Origin of the sequence: Exiguobacterium sp. s181 (assembly GCF_018617125.1) — a bacterium.
Lineage (GTDB): Bacteria > Bacillota > Bacilli > Exiguobacteriales > Exiguobacteriaceae > Exiguobacterium > Exiguobacterium profundum.
In genome coordinates this window covers 430,083-450,644 of the sequence record NZ_JACSJM010000001.1, presented here as the reverse complement: position 1 = coordinate 450,644, position 20,562 = coordinate 430,083, and the positions used below count along the sequence as shown (strand labels likewise).

Genomic DNA, 20,562 nt, shown 5'->3' with positions numbered 1-20,562 from the left:
AGCTGTTGAAAATAATTTCTGTAATTCATTGAGACACAAAAACCCTGAACCATCACAATCTCGTGTGATTATTCAGGGTTGATTCATTTATCGTTTTATCAACTTATGCCGCCTTCCGCCTTGTCGTCCACAGGAATCCAATCCCGATGGCGAGAAGTACGAAGCCGATCCACCAACTGTTCGATGATTCGCCACCTAAGAATGGGAGGCGCTCCGTCAAGGTCGGTTTCTTACTTCCCTCTGACCCAACAGTCGAGTCGGAGTCCGCGTCACCATTTCCGCTGTCTCCGCTCCCTCCTGGAATCTGAGGTTTTTCAAATTCGAAATAAATTGCCATGTTCTCCACGGTGATCTGTTGCTCGTTCGCTCCACCACGCTCGAATCGAATTGTCCGTGGCGTCTCGTCCAACTCATAGCCGAACGGCGCCTCGGTTTCCACAAGCGTATATGTGCCGAGTCTCAAATCGGTCACGCGTGCTTCACCCGACGCATCCGTCGTGAAGGTGATCACCTCACCCGTTGAATCGGTCAATGTGAACGTGGCCCCTTCGAGTGGTTCGCCCGTCTCCTCATCGACCTTCTTGACGAAGAGTGTCTTGATGCGGTCGTTTTCGACCGCGACCGTCTTCTCGACGTCGCCCCGCTCAAACGTGAACGGATGCGGTGTCTCATCTAAGAAGTACCCCTTCGGAGCCTTCGTCTCGACGAACTGATAGTCATCTGGGACGAGCCCCTCGACGACAATCTCTCCGTCTTCATTCGTGACGAGACCTTCTTTCACGAGTTCGCCAACACCGTTCAACAGCTTGAACGTCGCACCTGAAAGCACATCACCGGACTCACTGTCTGTCTTGACGAGACGGACCGCTTTGTACGGGTCGTTCGTCACATCGACCGCGAGGACTTCATTCGTCCCGCGTGTGAGCGTGAACTCGTGTTTTGTCGTATCTAGGATGTATCCTACCGGCGCCTTCGTCTCGATGAACGCGTAGTCGCCCGGTTCGAGGTCGCGAACGAAGATCTCTCCAGACGCATCTGTGACAAGTCCTTCACGGACGATGTCACCCGACACATCAATCAAGTCAAACGTCGCGCCTGGAAGCACATCGCCAGTCGTGACGTCCGTCTTCGTGAGTCGGACTGACTTTTTCTGTTCGTTCGTGACGGTGAGTGTCGTCGGTGCCGCTTGACGCGCCGCCACGCTGAACGTGTGTTCTTTCGAATCAAGCAAGTACCCGTCCGGCGCTTTCGTTTCAACGAACGCATAGCTTCCTGGTGTGAGACCGCTGACATAAATCTCACCCGCCGCATCCGTCACGAGTCCCTCACGGATCGTCGTTCCGAACGTGTTGACGAGCTTGAACGTCGCACCCGCTAGACGATTGCCTGTTTCCGAGTCGACTTTCGTCATCCGTACCGCTTTATACGAGTCATTCGTGGCACGGACTTCTGTCACGTCGTTCGTCCCGCGTACGAGCGTGAACGGACGTGCCGTCATGTCGAGCATGTAACCCGACGGTGCATTCGTTTCTTGGAAGTAATAATCACCCGGGTTCAACCGGTCGACCCGGATCTCCCCGTTCGCATCCGTCTTCAATCCTGCCTGAACGAGCGTTCCACCTTTTTGATAAAGCGAGAACGTCGCATCGGCGAGACGTGAACCGGTGATCACGTCCGTCTTGATGAGACGGACCGACTTTTGTTGTTCGTTCGTGATGGTGATCTGTTCATCGACGTCTTGTCCGTACTCGACCGCGAACGCATGTGGCGTCTTGTCTAAGATGTAGCCGGTCGGTGCGGTCTTCTCGACGAACGTGTACGTGCCGATGTCCAATCGGTCGACGACGACCGTCCCATCCGCTCCCGTTGTCACGTTGTCACGGACGACTTCGTTCTTGCTGTTGTATAACGTGAATACGGCGCCTTGAAGGGCGACGTTCGTGTCTTTGTCGACTTTCGTCAGCTTCACGCGCTTCATCGTCTCATTTTTGACGTTGTCTTTTTGAACAGCGTCACTCTCGAGCGTCACCGTGAACGTGTACGCTTTCTCGGGCAACACGTACCCGTCCGGCGCTTTCGTCTCGACGAGTTGGTACGTACCGAGGTCGAGGTCCTCGATCAATAGGACACCGAATGCATCGGCCGAGAGTCCCGTGCGGAGCGTGTTCCCGTTCATATCTTTCAAGTCAAAGACGGCACCTGGGAGTGCCAAGCCCGTCTTCCAATCGACTTTCGTCAATTCGATCGACTTGAACGGCTGGTTCTGTACACCGACTGTTGTTGTCGTCAGTTGGTCTTTCACGATGGAGAAGCCATGCTTCTTCGCATCGAGGAGATGACCCGTCGGCGCCTTCGTCTCGACGAAGGCATACATGCCCGGCTCGAGGTCGGTAACGGTGATCCTGCCGTCCTTGTCCGTCACGAGCCCTTGGCGAACGATATTGTCCGAAGCGTCATATAACGTGAACTCTGCTCCTTCGAGCACCTTGCCGGAAGTCGACGTCTTCGTCAATTCGACGTCTTGACGGATCGTGTTGTTTTTGACCGTCGTCGCTTCCTTCACTTTCGCGATGGTGATGTTCCGAGACGCCGTCGATATCAAGTAGCCGTCCGGTGCTTTCGTCTCGACTAGACGATAGTCCCCGTAAAGGAGGCGACCGAACGTCAAGGTCCCATCGTTTCCTGTCGTGCCACGACGGACGGTACGACCACTACCCGTATCGATCAAGTCGAACGAGGCCCCACTCAAGTTCTTCTCACTCAACTCATCCGTCTTCGTGATCGTCAATTCACCGAGCTCTCCACTCGCCGTCCCCATTCCGGACGTGCGGGCGACTCTGACCTTCGATTGTTTCGTCGTCGTGTTCTCAGAGACCTCGTCCGCCGTCAGATAGACGTCGTTCGTGATGTCCGTCCCGACCGCGGCCAGGATATACGAGTCATATTCTAAGATGTATGGGCGATCGATCGGGTTGTTGAACGTAAGTTCGAACTCCCCCATCTCTTGGATCGCTCGGACCGTGTACGCATCCGTCGACAATTTCCCTGCCTTCGCGACCGTACCGTTTGCGGCGACCGTCGTCTCATAGACGCTCAACGAATCAAGCAGGATGTCCTGATTGTTCGATGGGACGTCACGGAGTTTGACGTTTTGCAACGACGATTGTCCGAAGTTGATGTCAATCGTCCAGGCGATGAGCTTCCCTTGCTGGGTGCCTCGCTTCTCGTTGTATTCGCCACCATGACGGACCGTCACCGTCGCCGGCAAGTTGCCAAGCTCGGTCGCCCCGTCTGTGACGACGGCCGTGTTTTTATACGATGGTGCGATTTTCGTATCGTCGATGTTCGTGTCGTACGTGATGACGAACGCGTCATCCGTCGGCTCGTTGAACGTCAAGACGAAGCCCGTGTCGCTCCACACGACGTTATACGCGGACGATGGAATCGGTGTCGCGTCGACCGAGTAGGCGTTCGCGCCGATATTTCGTGTCATCTTTGCGACAGTGAAGGAATCCTTGTCCGGTACTTGTGTTCCTTCCCACGTGTCGGTGACGGTCAGGTTCGTCGTCGCATACTCGTGGTAGTTGATCCCGATTTTCCAAGTGATGTCCTTCGTGACGGCGTTATACGTGCCACCTTTGAATCCGTTGTTGCGCGTGTTCGATGCCGGCTCGACGGAATCCGTCGTCGTCACCGTGCGTCCGTTCGATGATTCGTCGACCCAGTCGACGGTCGCCGCGTTGACGAAGCTCGTCTTGTTCGCGTCCAGACGCTCGCGGTAATCGAACGCCGTTTTATACGTGATCTTATGTGTGTCGGTCAATTGTACGTTGAAGTCAATGGTGAAGCCGTTCGCATCAGGCGTGACCGTGTAGTCCGTCCCTTTCGTCAACCCGTCGATTGTCAGCGAGTCCTCGATGAGCGTCAAGCCCTCGTTCGGGAACGTGTCCGTGATTTTGACATTGTTCATCACCCGTTTGTCCCGGTTCAACTCGAGCGTCCATTCAATCGTTTCCGCCGCATAGTCGGGCGTCTTGTGCGTCTTTCGCAAAACGGCTTGTCCGATTGACCGGGTCGCCGACTTCTTCCAGCCGTTTACTTCGATCGTGTTCGTCACGCTGCCCGAGGAGACGACGCGATTTTTCGCACGGGTCGTATACTCCAACTGATACGCCGTCCCGTTCTTCGGAAGGTCGAAGGTGAACCCTTCGAGCCCCGTGTCTGTGATTTTCAATGGTGTCACAGGAACCTCAACTCGATTCGCGATGTTCCCGTTGGCATCGAGTGTCACTTCAAATAGCGTGAGCCCATCTAGTTCATGCGTCTCGGTGAACAAGTCCTTCACCGTGAGCGAACTCAAATTCCGTTGCCGGAAGTTGATGTCCGACACCCATTCAATCGTCTGGGTGACATCATCATACTTCGGCGTCCGTTTCTCGAGCTCCGTCCCCCGCCCGGCAGCGACCGTCGCTGAGGCCGTTGCTTTATCGAAGGACGCCCCCTCGAGGTTCGTGACGTTGTTGAACGTCGCCACCTCTTCATCGATGATATCCGTGATAAACGTGAGGCGATACGCGCTTTGGATCGTCCCGAAGTCGATGGCGAGACCATCCGTCGTATCGACGGTGAGACCTGTCACCGGTTCTTCACGGAGGACATTCCCGTTCATCGCCATGACGAGCCGGGTCACTTCCATACTGTCGGCGCGATACGACAGACCTGCAGGGATCACGTCCGTCCAGCGGGCATTCTCAATCTGTTTCAGCCCTTTGTTCAACTCGACCGTCCACTCGATGGAACTTGGGTTGTACGGTCGGTCGGCGACACCAGCTTTCGTGATGTCTTTCCCTGAATTTTTCAATCCGACCGATAACATGTGCGAGAGCTGGTTCTCGATCGGGGTGATCGTGACCGTCCGCTCTTCTGAGATCTCGGTCGTTTCTTTCACTTGTGTCAGGGCTTGAATCGTCCCTTGGATGTTCGAGTACTTGTAGACGTTGTCGTTGAACGTCATCGTCGCTGTCCCGTCAAGGGCGAGCGAGTACGTCCCCATCGACTGACCGTTGAAGTTCAGCGGTGCGTTCGTGAACGCCTCGTACACCTTCAACTCACTCGGCATTTGGAACGTGAACGTCGACCCGTCCGTGTAGCTGTGCCCGTTCGGGATCGACCAATCGTAGTTGATCTCGACGATCGAATCGGTCGTGACCGTACTCACCTCGACGTTTTCCGTCGTGGTCGTCCGAATCGTGTACGCGTCCAAAATGTTGTCGGTGATCGTCATGACCGGATTGTCCGGTGGCTGCGGGTCCGTGATGACCGGGTCCCCTTCCGCATACGCCATTCGCGAGACGGCGAACGGCTGCACGACGAGCAACATGGTCAAGACCATGGATAACCATCGTTTCATGTGCGTTTCCTCCTGTGTCTTTGTTTGCAGACATCACAAACGTGGAACAAGGAGATTCGCCTCAAAGAACATACCAAAAAAAGGCCGCCTTCTCTGGAAGGGACCTTGGTCGTCGTTCAATCATAGAGCGTGGCACGATAGTCAGAGGCGCTACGGTACGTCGTCGTCCGTCGCTCGGTCACGTCACGCGTCACATCGATGATGCGCCACTTTCCGTTCACGAACACCTCGTTCCACGCATGATACCCGTCGACCCCTTTCGCCGTCCCCATCACGAGACGGGTCGGGATGCCTTGGGCACGAAGGAGTGCGGCGTTCAAGGACGCGAAGTCATAGCAGATCCCCCGTTTCGTCCGAAGCGTGTCGGCGTTATTCGGTAGATAAGTCGATGAGAGCTTCATGATCTTCTTGTCGTCATAGTCAACGAGTCGGTTGACGTGACGGCTCGTCACGAGCGTTTGCGTCGAAGTGGAGTAAGATGAACGTGACAACGACGAGGCGAGACGCGACGTCGCAGAATCGATGGAGACATTTTGGGTGGAGTGGAGATACGGCGCCGTCGAATGGACGAGGCGGACCGTTTTCTGAAGGCGGTAGACACGTTTATAGCGTTCCCCGTCCGATGACTGGTAAAGCGTGAATGTATAATCCCCGTTCCCATAGTTGACGTTGAAATGATTCTTCCCTTTATAGACATCGTAAGTACGGACCTGCTTGCCTTGTCGCACCTCGAACTTGAATGACCCTTTGTCCTGGTTCGAAATGTACACGTCGACTTTCCCCGTCCGTGTATCGACACGCGCGCTCGCCGCATCTGCGGCGGCAGGTCGCACCACAATCAGTGCGAACAACAATACCAACATCCCTGCGAAGAATTTCTTCACGAGACGAACCTCCTTTGGAAACTGGCTGCCATTTTACAGGCCCTGTAGCTTTGCGTCACTAGCTTTCGCGTAGTTTTGCCATTATCAGTGAAGTCTTACGCCTCAACCTTAGCATAAGGGATGCGTGGACGATGTCTGATTTTTAAATTTTATGGGAATGAATGTGCCGAAATGAATGCGCAAAACCCCTCGTCGTACGTGAGGTGAGAGGATCTAGCGGAATCTGTCAAGAACAGACAGATGATATTATTTCGAACGGAATGACAGTTGCTCCGTGAATGGGAAACGGCGACGGATTTGTTGCTTCACAAATCGTGACAAGACGACAATCGAATTCAAGACAAAACCGAGGGTCGGAAGCGCCAGCAACAATAAGACGTAAAAGAGAACATCGTTCAATGGACACAGCTCCTTCGTATGAGGTAGGGAGTATGATCATCTACATTTAAATAGCGTGGAAATCGTAAGTCATTTGATGGGTTACAATTCAATCCATACCTTTATCTACCATTAGTGTAACCTTATTGTAACAAACATTCCGTTTCTTTTTACTAAAAAAGGGGAATTAATTATGTCTTCTTTAGGTCTTTCGTTCGACAGGAAGTGACAATTCGCCTACATTCAAAAGACGAACTCGTTTGAGTCCGTCCGATGATCGATCATGTAGTGGATTGCATGCTGTTTAAATGAGCTGCAAGGCAATTTGAGATGCACCTAACACGCCCAGTCCAATTAAAATCCATCGACTCTGCTTAAATCGGATTTCATTCTGCTTAGCGAGTGCCTCATTCTCTTCTTTCAACTGAATTATCATAGCTTCAGTCGAGGCATTCACGTCATCAAGTAATTGTTGCCGCATCACGACATCACTCTCAGCCCGCGTTTTCATCTCTTCCGCAATCGTTTGTTCCCACGCAATGCGTGACGCATTACTGTCGGCAACGGCTTGGAGGAGCTCTTGTTTCGTGGCTTCACGTAACTCATCTTGTTGGTGTTCTAATTTTTGAATGGTCGCATTCAGTTCATCGACTTGCCGCAACAGTTCTCCTTGCCCAGTTTGAAAATGAAGTCGTTGTGCCTCGTTCGCAGCATGGAAAGCAGTCGACTGTTTGGCAAAATCGTCTTTCATTTCATTTAGTGCACGTAGCCAGTTGTTGTATACCTGTTCTAACTTTTCAAATCGTGTATCGACGTATTCCATCGTCGTTTTTTGCTGTACTTGTAAATCTTGCATCTGACTCTCGGCATTGCTCATATGACTCGCAACCAGCTGTTCAGTCGAGGAAACCGATGATGCCAACGCATCTTTCATCTGCTCGATTTCTGTCGTGAAATGACCATAGAAATCGCGGAAATACGACCGCACCTGTTCGTCTAGCTCCTCGACACGTTCAACCGATCTCGTGCTATCTGAATGAACGACCTGCTTCAAATTTTGAATGCTCGAAGATAGATAGAGTTGATCCTCTTCAAGTTTGGCTTTTAAGTCATCCACTTCTTGTTGAATCATCAGGATGGTTTGTTTCAACTTCGTATCGAGGTCGTTTAAGAATACCTCTTGATTTAATTGTCGTAGGGACGACAACGCTTGTTCATAAAGCGCGTCTTCCGCTGTCATGGCTTGTTTCGTTTCCATTCGGACACCCCAATGCTTGTATAATCTCCTCGGCATCTCGTCCGAGCGTGTATAAATAAAGTCCAGCGCTGTAACGTTCTTGAATATCGTCAGACGTTGCTTGTCGCAATAGCTCTTGCTGACGTTTCACGAAGTGCTCAATGAAGAAACTTCGGTATTGTTGTGCGTGGACCAAATCTTCTTGCCAACGTTCTTTCGTACTCGTCAATCGTTCTTGCAGTTGAATCACGCTTTGCTCAGCTTCATTCAAGTCGGCCTTGAGCATATCCATCTCATGCGTGTAACGAATATCCAAGCGCACTCGATCACTCGAAAACGTTTCGGATATATCCTGTAATTGCTTGTAGATGTGTTTCGCATCGTCGTAAACTAACTTACTTAGTCTCATCGTCTCCTCGAGGAGGTATTTTTTCATCCAATCCATCTGTGCCTCATAATTCTTTTGGGAGAAATAACGATCTACTTTCGAGTCATCCCATGCAAAAAATTGAATTTCTCCCGGATGTGTTACCTGTAACCGCGTAGAATCGACGTAATCGAGTTCAAAATAAATTGTGTTCAACAACTCATTTATCATCTTCACGTCTTCATCCAATGACTTTTCCAGCATCGAAATCGCTTGAGAAAAAGCAGCATTCAACGCCGTTCTCGATTTAGTATGCTGTGCTTGTATCAATGCAACATCAATCAACACTTCTTTTGATTCACGATTATGAATCACTTCGTGTACCATTTTAAAATGATTTATTACTGAAACTAACTCTATCGCTTGGTTTCCAAAATCACCAACTTGGTCTTCAATCTTTTCCTTTAGCTTTTCCATCCGCTTATTCAGTCCTGCGAGTTCGCGTTCTGCTACATCTAAATCTTCTGTGATGTGGCGAATCTCTTCATCACTCTGACGCACCACTTCTGCATAGTATCCCGTCAAAAAACTAAAAGATACGTGCCGATAATCAGTCTGTTCAATCCGGGCTCGTAACTCATTCAAAATCGACTGGGCTATCTCACGCGCGTCCGGTTCAAGGCGATGCATACTGGCACCAATCTCGACAGGATATACTGTTCCTGGTGGTCGACCCAGGATGTCACCAATTTCACGATGGTAGTAGGCGCGGAGGTCTGTCTCGTTTGAAATGGATTTGTCCCGTAATCGTCGTTTGACCGATTCTGGAGAATACGCACGAGTCAAGACGACATAAAAGTTATCCGGATAGTCATACCAATGTTGCAAATGCGTCATGCCGATATCTCGAAGGAACGTCAGGTCACCTGCCCCATTGACGATGAGACAGATATGCGACCGAGGAATCCAATGATTGACGCAACGTTCGACGTGACGAAGTTCACGTTCCTCCGCTGACTCAATCCCTGGCAGGTCAAGCAATTCGATGGCAACGTCTGCTTGTTCAAAGTAAGACTTCGGCAAGGCAATCCGCACAGGAGCGAGCGAATCGATTCGCCCCGCCTCGACATCGATCCGAAGTGCGGATAATCGTTCTTCCAATATGTCTGTCGACTGAATCACTTCGGGTTCTTGATTCGGCAAGGTGAGCACGTAGTCTTCTGTCGCAGACACACTGTAACTCGTGACAGTCACTGTCGCAGATTGACCAATTTCCCGTTTCCCTCGCAAAAATGACGAGATTTCGTCAATCGCCTCTTCTTTCACACCGAGTAAATTCAAGATGAGTGTCGTTTTCCCGACCTGTGTCGGGCCGTACACCGATAGGACGACCTTCTCTTGATTCGGTGTCACACCTTCAGCATCATATAGTTGAAATCGGCTCATGAAATCGTGCTTGGCGTCAAACGCCCATTCGTACCGATTCTTTTCAAATTCAATAAATAGCTCCCGCATTGCGGAACGCCTCTTCCCGGAGCTTGCCACACTCGTTCTTCAATCGATTCACGCGTACCTCTACTTCTTCATACAGACCTAAATTTACGTCATCCTGTCGACGGGCATGGTACGCATGCATCAATTTGGCTCGCATTTCATCCATGACACTATTGACGAGGGCGAGTGTGGACTCCCGCTGATAATCAGCTGTTGCTTGAAGTACTTGTTTCGCATAGTCATGACGCTCGAACTTGAATTTCTCAATCTTTTCCGAACCTCGTTTAACGGCGAGTGCCGCAACCGCCCCACTAACCCCAACTGCCGCAACACCTGTTGCTACTCCGGCTGCCACTCCGAGCGCCTCAAGAGCTCCTACAATGGCTCCAAAACTGTTGAAGTTCCCGTCAAGCGCATCGATACCAAAGAAGACGGCTGTCCCCGTCACCATGCGATTGGCATCAAGCACGAGTCCCGAGTACTCTTGATGAAACCCTTCCATGTCACCGATTTTGGCTTTGAGTGTCTCATATTCTTCAATCCCATCGGCGACAAGACTCACATCACCTTCTTTTCCTTTCGTCAAGATAAGGTGTTGTACAATCGTTCCAGCAATCACCGGGAGTTGTTGGGTGTGTTGACCACCGAGTGAAACATCAAGAACAGTCGGATCTAAATAACGATCGACCTCTGTCAACGTTACACTAAACGCTTCCTGCATCGTGTCTGTGGTCGTCGCTGCAATCTCGAGTTCAGGCTGCTTCGGAACAAGTTCATTCGCTTTCGGTTCCATGAAACTGAGAGCGGGTTTCGACGCCGTCTGCTCAATCTGTTTCGATTGAAACATATGAGGCTTATAGAGTCTAAGACGTTTCCGTGTCATCGTTTCAATCGACTCCATCATCATGACGTCCAATACTTGCGGATTTTTAGTCATGTAGACAGCTTGAATTGACTCAATTAATTCTTGTCGTTCATTGAACGTCATATCTTTTTTGAAGGAAGCTCGTGCCTTGTCCCATAACGTATGCTTTTCTTGCTTAATACTCTTCGTGACTTCACCGATACAACGTTGCACATGGGTTTCTAAACGTCCTTTTAACGTGTCGTCTAATTCTTTAATATACTTATCTCGAGCCTCATCAAACGATCGTTGCATCATTCGCAACTCACGTTGATCATTCTTTCGGTCCGATTGTGCAATCAATACATGCTCCAGTTTCACGAGTTCACGCGCTAACGTTTCACCAATCGTCATGAGTTTCTTGTGATGGAGTTGGAGTGAATCTTGAGTGAATTGACTGTTCGACTTGAGCAATCGTTCCATTTCTTGTGGGACATTTTCGATGTCCGTATCGGCTAAAATGATTTGTGACTCGTCTGCCATACTGAACTTTTGGAACAAGTTTTGAGAAATCATCGTTCTCTTCTCTTCTGTCAACTCGCTCGCATGTGTGAGGACGAACCCAGGTGCTTTGTCTTTATACGTCGAAGCAACTTGTTGCAATAACATCTCTTGATGCATTTGGGCGAGTCGAGCATGGTTCAAGACAAGAATCATCCCCGTCGAGCATTTCAAGAAAATATCAAGGAATTTTTGTGAATCCGAGCGAGCGCTCCGTTCGAATCCCGGTAATAAAGCAAGAGTCAAATGACCGAGCACGTGGTTGTTCGGTAAAATGATTTCAAACCAAAGCATATCGCTACTTGGATTTTGTATACCGGTATTGAGTTGTTCTTTTGTGATCGATTCATCTTTCAATTCAAAACTTCCCGTCGCTGTCTTGATTGCGCGGGTCAATCGATAAGTGATTGTCGTTGCGCTCGCGTCAGATGAGAGAAGCACAGGACGTTTTTCTCCAACTCCGACTTCTGACAACAAGAGGTCGTCCGGTAAATCGAGCATTCGTTTCACAACGAGTGTTTTGCCGGCACTTTGTAAGCCAGCAACACTGACGATATGACGGTTAGAAAATAGGTTTAACACGTTTAAATCCTTGTATAGCCCTTCAATCGTTGTTGTGTCGAGGTTGAGTCGATTCGCTTTTGCAATTAACTCGTGAAGTTCATGTAGCATCGTCTGCATCGTGAATTCTTGTTTAAAATCAATCAAGTGGTCCATTTTTTCGTCTCCTTTGTTGAATCATAAAATGTATTGTTCATGCCACAACACGAATTCGATTCCATATGTATAACTTCAAAAAGCGCGTCCTCTAAACCAGTGAGAGACCGCGCATCAAATCCGTTCGTCTTTATCCGATCATGCAATTATTTTCGTTCAGATTCTTTGCGAATCGTTCCGATTTTTTTATCGCTTCGTGTGTCTCTTCCATCTGAGTTTCGAATTGTTCCTGGAGGCAGACCGTGTTTCTTCTCAAAGGTGCCGACCGTGCAGTCACTTCTCGTTTTGCGCGCCATGTTCTCACTCCTCATCCTTCATTACTTGTTTCATTTTAATACAAAATCTAACAATTGAAGATAATGTTTTTTCTTTTTTATGGAAATGAATTAGTGGGTTATTATTTCGTGCGTCTCCAACTAAATATACAAAAGGCTATGTGCATTTGTATGGATTACAAACACACATAGCCCGAGTCACTATTTTTCAATCGCCTTTTGGAATACGGTTGGCACTAAATCGCCTCTTAAAAAGAGTGGATGTCTCGGATACCTTCCATCGACTGTTCTCTCTAAGCAATAACTGTCTTGCTCCCTTAACAAATGAAGCACTTCTTGAATTCTCTTTATCCCATGAGGTCTTGGAATACTAGCTCCCCACGCCACAATCACTTGTTCCGAGTCCTTCATCATCTCTAAAATATGTTGGTCGTTGTCTGGACCGATTGGGTCATCTACTTCTCGCAATCGTTTTGGGTCTGTCGAAATATAGGCAAATAGATTTGCAACCTTGATGCCATCGTATCCCCATTTCTTCGCATAGCTGATACACTTTCGAAGCGTCGGATCGGGTTGGTCTTGATTGCCAATGCTCGGATTTAACATGATGAATGTGACATACCGTCCTCCATCACCCCACTCACATGAAAATTGATAGCGATATGTTTTTGAGTTATCAATCACTGAATGAACTCGATACGATAAATCCCAATTACCATTCATGTGTTCATCCTCCTTTTTAATACACTCATTATATCCCTTAAGCTTTTTAATACCTGTACAATAAAAACACTAGGTTAATACACAATTGTATCCTCATTGTGATTATCATCGTTATTTTTTTACTACAATTCTCCTCATCAATACATTCAAAATGTATGACAAGCCGGCTATCCCTAAAGAAATTAATAAGTAAAATGCCATTTTAGTAACTTCTAATTCTTCGTAGTACTTAATGTTTGCTTCTAGATGTAAATAAGATACGATATCGGCTTGATTGCCTGAATAGAACAGCATTACAGGAACTAGAAAGAATCCCATCGCTTGCGCCCGACGTACATTTAATAACGGAGGAAGTAGCCCTAAATAGGTGCCACCCACTAAAATCACAATACCCCAATCACCCAGTGTTAAATAAATGAATAACCCTAGAAAGATTAATACTGCTAGGTTCAGTCCTTTGAAATCCAATTTTGAAATTGAATGCGCGATATACATGCTATAGCGTTGCATGATTGTCATTGCCACAAATCCAGAAATCGCTATTCCAATAATTACTGCAACTAATGCGAGTAAAGGAAATGTTCCACCAAACAACTGAGACATAGCAACTGATGCTCCACTTCGTGTTTTTTCAATAAAGTAAAGAGCTGCAATTCCAAAGAGTGTGTCAGATGTATTTATCGCACTTGTCGTCACAATATAACTGTAGGTCGAGGTATCTTGTTTTTTATTCTTCCCTAGAAAATTCTCGATCATTAATAGTAATGTCGCTGCGTTTGCAGCACCTAGACCAGGTAATAATCCCACTGCCATTCCAGCACCTGTACCTCGAACTGAACTACTCCATACTTCAAATGAACTCATAGGAAGTTTCGTAGTATTTTTTTGTTTAGGAAAATCACCGGTCTTTTCAAATAAAGACAGAATCAATCCACTCACCCCAAAAATCCCGGCAAGCGCAGGAAACAGACCATTGAATGCTGAACCTGTGCTCGGGACCAATGGCGATCCCAATACAATAATTCCGAATAGCCCGCTTAGCATGAATATGAAGAAAGCCCACAGTTTTCGTGTTTCACTTAGAATGAGAATAAGAGAAATAATCAGCAAAATCCAAAACAAGTAAGGTTTAATGTATGCGTCGACTGCTCCAAGTAAATCAATCCCTCTTGATTGCATAATTAGCACAATGACTAATATCACAACACCCATCTGAATTCCATTCCAACTCCCCTTGATAGAAAGATGTAATGCCTCTATCCCCCTACCTTCTCTAACCATCCGATGACCTGGTAACAAGGCAAATACCTCATCGTTTGGAACCCCTAAGAATAAACTTGGAATATAGTCAAAAAAGGCGTGTGTCACCGCAACTGATGCGATATAAACTGCAATACTTGTTCCATCCATCCCATATCCATATAAAACTGTAGAGAGACTGACCATAATGGCAGCGATTGTATTAACGTGTATACCAGGGATTAGACCAGTTATAATGCCGGTCATAATTCCAGCAACAATTGAAAATAGGATCACTATGATTTCCATGTCTACTCCTTGATTTCATTGACAATAAGTGAAATCGCACCGTTATATTCACTCACTGTTGCTTCAATGTAATACTCTTGATTACTCGTCATCATTTCAAGGTCACGATCTGACCAGCTTCCTTCAAATAAAATGGCGGGGACGATAGAACGATCTTGATGTACGCCAAATCGAAGATGTTCTTTTCCCGACTGACTTGTATAAATTTCAAAGTCCTCAAAAGTGACGGGTCCGATGGATACTTTTTCTCTGAGGTAACGATTTATATTTGATAATTCGATATGTGCCTCTTTTTCACTTGATGGCTCATCAATTGCCAACTCTGAGCTTTCAATATCATCAAAAACCTCATATACAATTAATGACCACTCATCAAATTCTTTTCTAGGTTCAGCAATTAAATAGAGATCTTTTGACGTATTGAGAACTCTCTGATCTTCTTCAGACCATAATCCTTCAAACATAATTGCATCTACTTCTAAATCCCCTTCACTTACGATAAAGCTCAAATGTGTTTTCCCCGCTTGACTGGTGAAACTATACACGTTGTATGCCTCATTCACTCGAACCATGACCTTCTCATCTCGATGGTCGTCAATCTTATGAAGTGGTGTCTGAACCAACCCAATTTCATTCAAGTTCCGCTTGATGAACTGAATGGCGTCTTTCGAAAATGGTTGAAGTTGATATCGATTTTTATAGGTGGATAGGATACCTTGCGCTTGAATTTGATCACCAATTTGAAAATCTTTATTCAGACGTCCAAAACTCGGAAAAATAGAGATGGCAATTTCATTGTTATCATCCTGAAGCGTAAACGTTAATATGCCTTCCTTCGAAATATATGTACGTTTGATGACACCAATCACCTTTACGGGTTCACCCACTTTCAACTGAGAAAGTTCATTCAAACTAGACAGTGGGAGTTGATCAGCGAGTACATCACTTGAAGCGTTTTGATAACCTAACCACCCAGACGTACCTAAAAATGAAATGAGAATAAGTGTAATAATTAACTGATAGGAACGGTTCTGATTGCTCATATGACCTCCTTTGAACCAATAGTTCTATTGTCTTTCTGACTTTCCAAACAAAGATGAAACATATCTTATTTGTGGTTGATTCAACATAAAAGTCGATACTCCTTGCACAAGTTTACGAGAATATCAAACGTGTGCAAGAAATATCGACTCAAATAGTTATCATCAATTCAGTCTACTGATAGTTCTTCGGTTACGCGGACTTTGATTTTTTGATGATTTTCGCTGTTCACAAAGTTGAGAACTCGGTTTAACAAGATAATGCCATCTCTTGTGCTGAAGTGATAGCCTAGCTCAATTATCTCCCCTTCTATTGGACCTACTGTAAATAAGGTGTATTTCCTTTGTTTTTGAGTCCATTCACTTTCATTTTTCAATGCAAAAGTAAAAACAGATGGAAATCCTGTATCGTCAAGATTTTGTTGGTTTTTGAATTTCAAAATCTTTTCCTTAGAGTCAATCGATTTTTGGATAAGTGCAATAATTTTTCGTTTCGTCGAGTTTGGTGGGTTTTCTCCAAGTTCTGTTTCCCAATCCACTTGTAACGGTTCCTCCGGATCTAATTTATATTTCTTAGAGTTGTTTGCATATTCATTTAAATCAATTTCTTCATATAAATTGTCTTTTTTAAAATGAGTAGAAGATTCACTAGTGACTTCGGCTAAATGTAACAGTGTATCGAGCAATTCGACATCTTCTGTTGTAATGACAGTATCATCAGTTGATGAGTTAGGTTTTATGACCTCTCTAAATATTGAGATGAACTGAATGTAGTCAAGCAAGTGATCCTCGACACTTTTGACATCATAAATACGAAGCGTTGCATGTTTTTCTAGAAGTTCTTTCACTTTTTTGAGGTAAATTTCTTTTGATTTTTGATCATCATACATGTCTAGCAAGTTCAGACGTTCGTCAGGTTCATGTAAAAATGTGATGTACAGTGGTTGGTAGCTCAATTGCATACAGATGATACCTAGTAACATTTTATTGATTTGGGTACTAGGGTCTACTTCTTGGTTAAGAACTGTATTATTATTTTTTTGTTCAAAGTTCTGAATAATTTCCTTCGTCTTCCCGGTAAGTTCATTCACTTTAGAAATTAAATAGTATGAATTGATAAGCCTTTTCATAGCTCGCGGATTGCTTCCAACACTTTGCTGAATCAATAATTGGATGTTTGTAATATCCTCACCTTCATTAAAGAGACCCATTAGTTTGGATTGAAGGAATGATTGATAATTGTAGGTCTCAACTGGAATTTTAAATGGTACTTGAATCATTTTGTCGAGAAAGCTTTTTGTTTTATCCGGAGAAAAGTTTTTCTCTTTTGCAATCCCTTCCTCAATAACACGACTGTCTACAGCTAATACAAACACACAGTTTTCAATATCGAGGAAGAGTTTTATAATTTCAAGAAGATTTACAGCGATGGTTGGATTAAGACGGTCTAAATCATCTACAAAAATAACTAAACGATCCGCATTATAATATTTTAGGTGTTCGTCTACGACTGTTTTTAATTGCTCACGTAATGTTTCAATTACATTGGCCGTATCAAGTTCTTTGCCCGTTTCCTTCAAATCGTTCGCATTTGCCCCTATTTTTGTAATAGCTATACTCATACTGAGTTTTGTCAGAACAGAAAGGACGGCGTCAACTTTTTTTTGAATTTCAGATACACCTTCGAGATTATCTGTTAGTTTTTTCGTCATGTATGTAAGAAAAGAAATCCCGAGTTGATCATCAAGGTTAAACTGTGCATATTGCCAGGTGTTAAATTGTATGGCTATAATACCACCAGGTTTTTTATGCTGTTTTTTTTTCTTGTCTGTTTTACTTCCAATCGTTTGAATAGGGTCTAACTTATTGATAATCAAGTTCATAAACGAACTTTTCCCTGTACCCCATCCACCCTGAAGTGATATTGTAATCGGTGTTTCACAGTGAATGATAAAGTCCGAAATTGCCTCTATGTAAGGGCTTATTTTAAAATTATCTTCCGTTTGCTCAGTTATCGGTTGGTCATTTAGACCGCGTATAAAATCTTTTGTCACCAAAATGTAAACACCCCTTCAATATTTTTATTAATTTTACCATTAAAGGTATATTTAACCTATTACTTCATCGCTGTATTTTTGTAATATTTAGGTTATCTTGAAAATTAAACATGGATTCATATATAACGACTTCGTCCACCTCTTACAACGGTAATTGCATCTTAGCTAGTGACCCGCCTAGTGACCCGCCTAGTGACCCGCCTAGTGACCCGCATATTCATCAATGTAATAAATCAAAGCGATGCTTCACCTACCTCGACACCTTAATCGTCTTCACTGTCGACCCGTATTTGTTCTTGCTTGTCACTTTGATCAGCGTCCCAGCTTTTTGCTTATTAATCGAGAACGAGTAATTCCCTTTCGCATCAGCCTTTCGCTTATACGACTTCTTCCCAATCGTCATCGTGATGGTCGCCCCTTTCTCGCTCTTGCCACTTACTTTCGTCGAACGGACCGAAACGCGATTGACCGACAACGCTGGCAGCAAGTGACTGGAGGATACCTTCAACTGATAGGTTCCGGTGTGCGAGGTGCCCATACCGCCTTGCACGTATATAAAGTAATCCCCTTTTGGAAGAACCACCGATTCGTCATAGCGTCCCGGTTCAATGGACGAACTGTATAGATAAGTCGACAATACCTGATCGCCTTGAACGTTCTTCACCGTCAAGCTCGCGGCACGATTGATGAAGGACAACAATTCCACCCGGACACGACTTTCTTTCGGTAACGACAGTTTGTATACATCAATCGAATCGTTCCATGAGATCAGCCCGGTACGTGATGTATAGAACGGGAACCTTTCCGCTTCGACTGACCCGTTGTTCGGCTCTCGCTCTTGATTCTTCGCAGGTTTGAACGAACTGCGAATCTCATAGACACCCGTATTCGACCGATACGTCAAATCGTATACGTTCAGATAATAGATGCCGGGTTCCAAGTCGACCACCATCTTCTGTTTCCCCGGATTGTTCATCAATCCCGATACGGATTTTTGATAAATCGACGTGTTCATCTCATCCATTAGTTCGAAGTAGACCTGTTGCGAGACAAAGCTCGTCAACTCCAATTGAAGCCGACCCGCTTGTTTCAGTTCGATCCGATACACATCGCTCCGATCTTGTAACGTCAAATGACCCGTTGTCGTTTTTTGAAGCGGCAACGGTTGAGCCAAGAGCGTACCATCGTTCGGCTCTATGTCATCAGTCGTCACTGGATTGAAATCTGCCCGAATCGCGTATTTACCGAGAGCATAACTGAACTGAAGTCGATACGTACCTTGATTCAAATCAAGCGTCTTTTGATAACGTGCCGGGGAATACTGGCTTCCGCGAACCCATTCATACACGACGGAACGATTGTTTTCATCGACTAGGGTCACTAACGTATTTGCCATCTCGAGCGTCAAATCCAGTGTCAGTTTTCCGTTTTGAGGTAACGTCACCTCGAAGGTCTGGTTCGCTCCCCCTTTCACGAGCTCTCCTTCTAGTACTTCTCCGAAAACTAAATTATGTGTCGTCGTTGCAGCAGTTATAGGCGTGATCGACATCGACCCTTGAACCCAAATCAATAACAGACAAATGAATACAATACGCTTCATCGCTTTTCCCCCTGACGTCATAGAGAAAGACTGACACGATGGCCAGTCTCTCTACTTCTATTCAATCGTGTTACTTCAGTTCATAACTCATTCGATACGGTTGATTCCAATATTCCGATTCAGCTAAACCTGATAATGGGAACGAGACCAAGTAATACTCGCCGGCAGGAATAACGAGGTCTAGCGTTCCATAATAACGCCCTTCATTCGAGTACTCTTCACTGTAACGAATTTCCTCACCATTCGCGTCAAATAGACCGAATGCCCAATATTCGCCTTGCTGATTGTTCATCCACCAACCAAATACAGACAACGTCATTCGCTTATCGGTCCGGAAGACGAACGTATCGACATCTTCTAAATCATAAACAGAACCAATTAAATCTCCAGAAGCATACGAAATCACATCCGCATCCGCAAACGAATCATTCAATTCCTGTTCTCGTGTATCCCCTTTGCCGGATACGACAGGTAATTCATATTCTGGTTCAGTCGGCATTTGCACATTCGCAATCGTTTCGCGCCCGTACTTCAGCGTATCCAGTTCTTGAATCGGAACCGCATAGTTCATATTTTGCGAATCCGGGAGTCCCCATGTGACGACGCCGATGACCTGTCCGTAATCGTTAATGAGAGGACCACCTGAATTGCCATGAGTCACACTGGCGTTAAATTGAAGATAAGGTTGACCACTGAAGAAAACTTCACGATTACTAAGAATTCCTTGTGTGATCGTATTATCCACACCTTTCGGGCTCCCGAGGGCATACACGGTTGATCCTGTACTTCCCGCTTTTGCTGTCGCCAATGTCGGGATAGACTGAAGGGACGGGACATCTAAAATCGCCAAATCCAATGTATCATCGAATCGCTTCAATTTGAGTGTTTCGACTTCAGTCCCGTTTGCGAACCGAATGCGCGCGTATCGGTTAGATTCACCCGAAACGACGTGGAAATTGGTGATGACTTCCCCTTTCTTCGTCACGAATCCACTCCCAGTTGAAGTGAGTCGATCAGAAGCATCGTACATCTCAATCGTCGCGACCGATGGATTGACTGCCTTGAACGCTGCTTGTGCATTTAATTTCTTCGGTTTGACCGTCACGCTGATGGTCGACTTCAACTTCGTCTTCTGGACGGTGACTGTGATTGTCGCTTTTCCGACCGCTTTCGCTGTAATCTTTCCATTTTTCACGGTCGCTACTTTTGTGTTCGACGATTTCCATACGTATACTGGTTTTTTCACACCACTCGTTTTTGCCTGTACCGTTTTGGCTTGGCCAACCTGTAACGTCACGCTTTTTGGAGAAACCGTCAAACTTGCCGCGGCAGCCGTTGTAGGTAAGCATGTACTGAGTAACAGGAATAGGATTGCAAGAAGAGAAAACTGCGTTACGAACCGTTTCAAATCTCTCGACCTCGCTTTC

General features: G+C 46.0%; 13 protein-coding genes and 1 riboswitch. All 13 genes read right to left on the bottom strand.

Annotated elements, in window-relative coordinates:
* Positions 1 to 103: 103 nt before the first annotated feature.
* Positions 104 to 5,410, bottom strand: a complete 5,307-nt coding sequence (locus KNO70_RS02420) for a SpaA isopeptide-forming pilin-related protein (protein WP_214811103.1) — start codon at positions 5,408 to 5,410, stop codon at positions 104 to 106.
* A 116-nt stretch (positions 5,411 to 5,526) separates the two neighbouring features.
* Positions 5,527 to 6,294, bottom strand: coding sequence for a transglutaminase-like domain-containing protein (locus tag KNO70_RS02415; RefSeq protein WP_214687372.1), 768 nt, complete (start codon positions 6,292 to 6,294; stop codon positions 5,527 to 5,529).
* Positions 6,295 to 6,307: 13 nt separating this feature from the next.
* Positions 6,308 to 6,384, bottom strand: a riboswitch (cyclic di-GMP riboswitch).
* Positions 6,385 to 6,540: 156 nt separating this feature from the next.
* Positions 6,541 to 6,693, bottom strand: coding sequence for a hypothetical protein (locus KNO70_RS02410; protein ID WP_160300231.1), 153 nt, complete (start codon positions 6,691 to 6,693; stop codon positions 6,541 to 6,543).
* Between the two features lie 283 nt (positions 6,694 to 6,976).
* Positions 6,977 to 7,930 (bottom strand): hypothetical protein, encoded by a 954-nt coding sequence (locus KNO70_RS02405; protein ID WP_214687373.1) that lies wholly within the window; start codon positions 7,928 to 7,930, stop codon positions 6,977 to 6,979.
* Positions 7,887 to 9,791 carry a hypothetical protein gene (locus KNO70_RS02400; protein WP_214811101.1) on the bottom strand — a complete coding sequence of 635 codons (1,905 nt, stop codon included), beginning with the start codon at positions 9,789 to 9,791 and terminating at the stop codon, positions 7,887 to 7,889. Before KNO70_RS02400 ends, KNO70_RS02405 begins: the two co-directional genes overlap by 44 nt.
* Positions 9,772 to 11,892 carry a hypothetical protein gene (locus KNO70_RS02395; RefSeq protein ID WP_214811099.1) on the bottom strand — a complete coding sequence of 707 codons (2,121 nt, stop codon included), beginning with the start codon at positions 11,890 to 11,892 and terminating at the stop codon, positions 9,772 to 9,774. The genes KNO70_RS02400 and KNO70_RS02395 overlap by 20 nt, the downstream gene beginning before the upstream one ends.
* 146 nt (positions 11,893 to 12,038) lie before the next feature.
* Positions 12,039 to 12,188, bottom strand: coding sequence for a hypothetical protein (locus tag KNO70_RS02390; RefSeq protein ID WP_168169863.1), 150 nt, complete (start codon positions 12,186 to 12,188; stop codon positions 12,039 to 12,041).
* A 180-nt stretch (positions 12,189 to 12,368) separates the two neighbouring features.
* Positions 12,369 to 12,890 (bottom strand): DUF1643 domain-containing protein, encoded by a 522-nt coding sequence (locus KNO70_RS02385; RefSeq protein ID WP_214811097.1) that lies wholly within the window; start codon positions 12,888 to 12,890, stop codon positions 12,369 to 12,371.
* Positions 12,891 to 13,001: 111 nt separating this feature from the next.
* Entirely contained in the window at positions 13,002 to 14,438 is a 1,437-nt protein-coding gene (locus tag KNO70_RS02380; RefSeq protein ID WP_214811095.1) for a tripartite tricarboxylate transporter permease, read from the bottom strand.
* A gap of 2 nt (positions 14,439 to 14,440) precedes the next feature.
* Positions 14,441 to 15,481 carry an OB-fold nucleic acid binding domain-containing protein gene (locus tag KNO70_RS02375; protein WP_214811093.1) on the bottom strand — a complete coding sequence of 347 codons (1,041 nt, stop codon included), beginning with the start codon at positions 15,479 to 15,481 and terminating at the stop codon, positions 14,441 to 14,443.
* A 167-nt stretch (positions 15,482 to 15,648) separates the two neighbouring features.
* Positions 15,649 to 17,532, bottom strand: a complete 1,884-nt coding sequence (locus KNO70_RS02370; protein WP_290770035.1) for a KAP family P-loop NTPase fold protein — start codon at positions 17,530 to 17,532, stop codon at positions 15,649 to 15,651.
* A gap of 253 nt (positions 17,533 to 17,785) precedes the next feature.
* Entirely contained in the window at positions 17,786 to 19,135 is a 1,350-nt protein-coding gene (locus KNO70_RS02365) for an Ig-like domain-containing protein (protein ID WP_214811088.1), read from the bottom strand.
* A gap of 70 nt (positions 19,136 to 19,205) precedes the next feature.
* Entirely contained in the window at positions 19,206 to 20,543 is a 1,338-nt protein-coding gene (locus KNO70_RS02360; RefSeq protein ID WP_214811086.1) for a trypsin-like peptidase domain-containing protein, read from the bottom strand.
* Between the last annotated feature and the right edge of the window lie 19 nt (positions 20,544 to 20,562).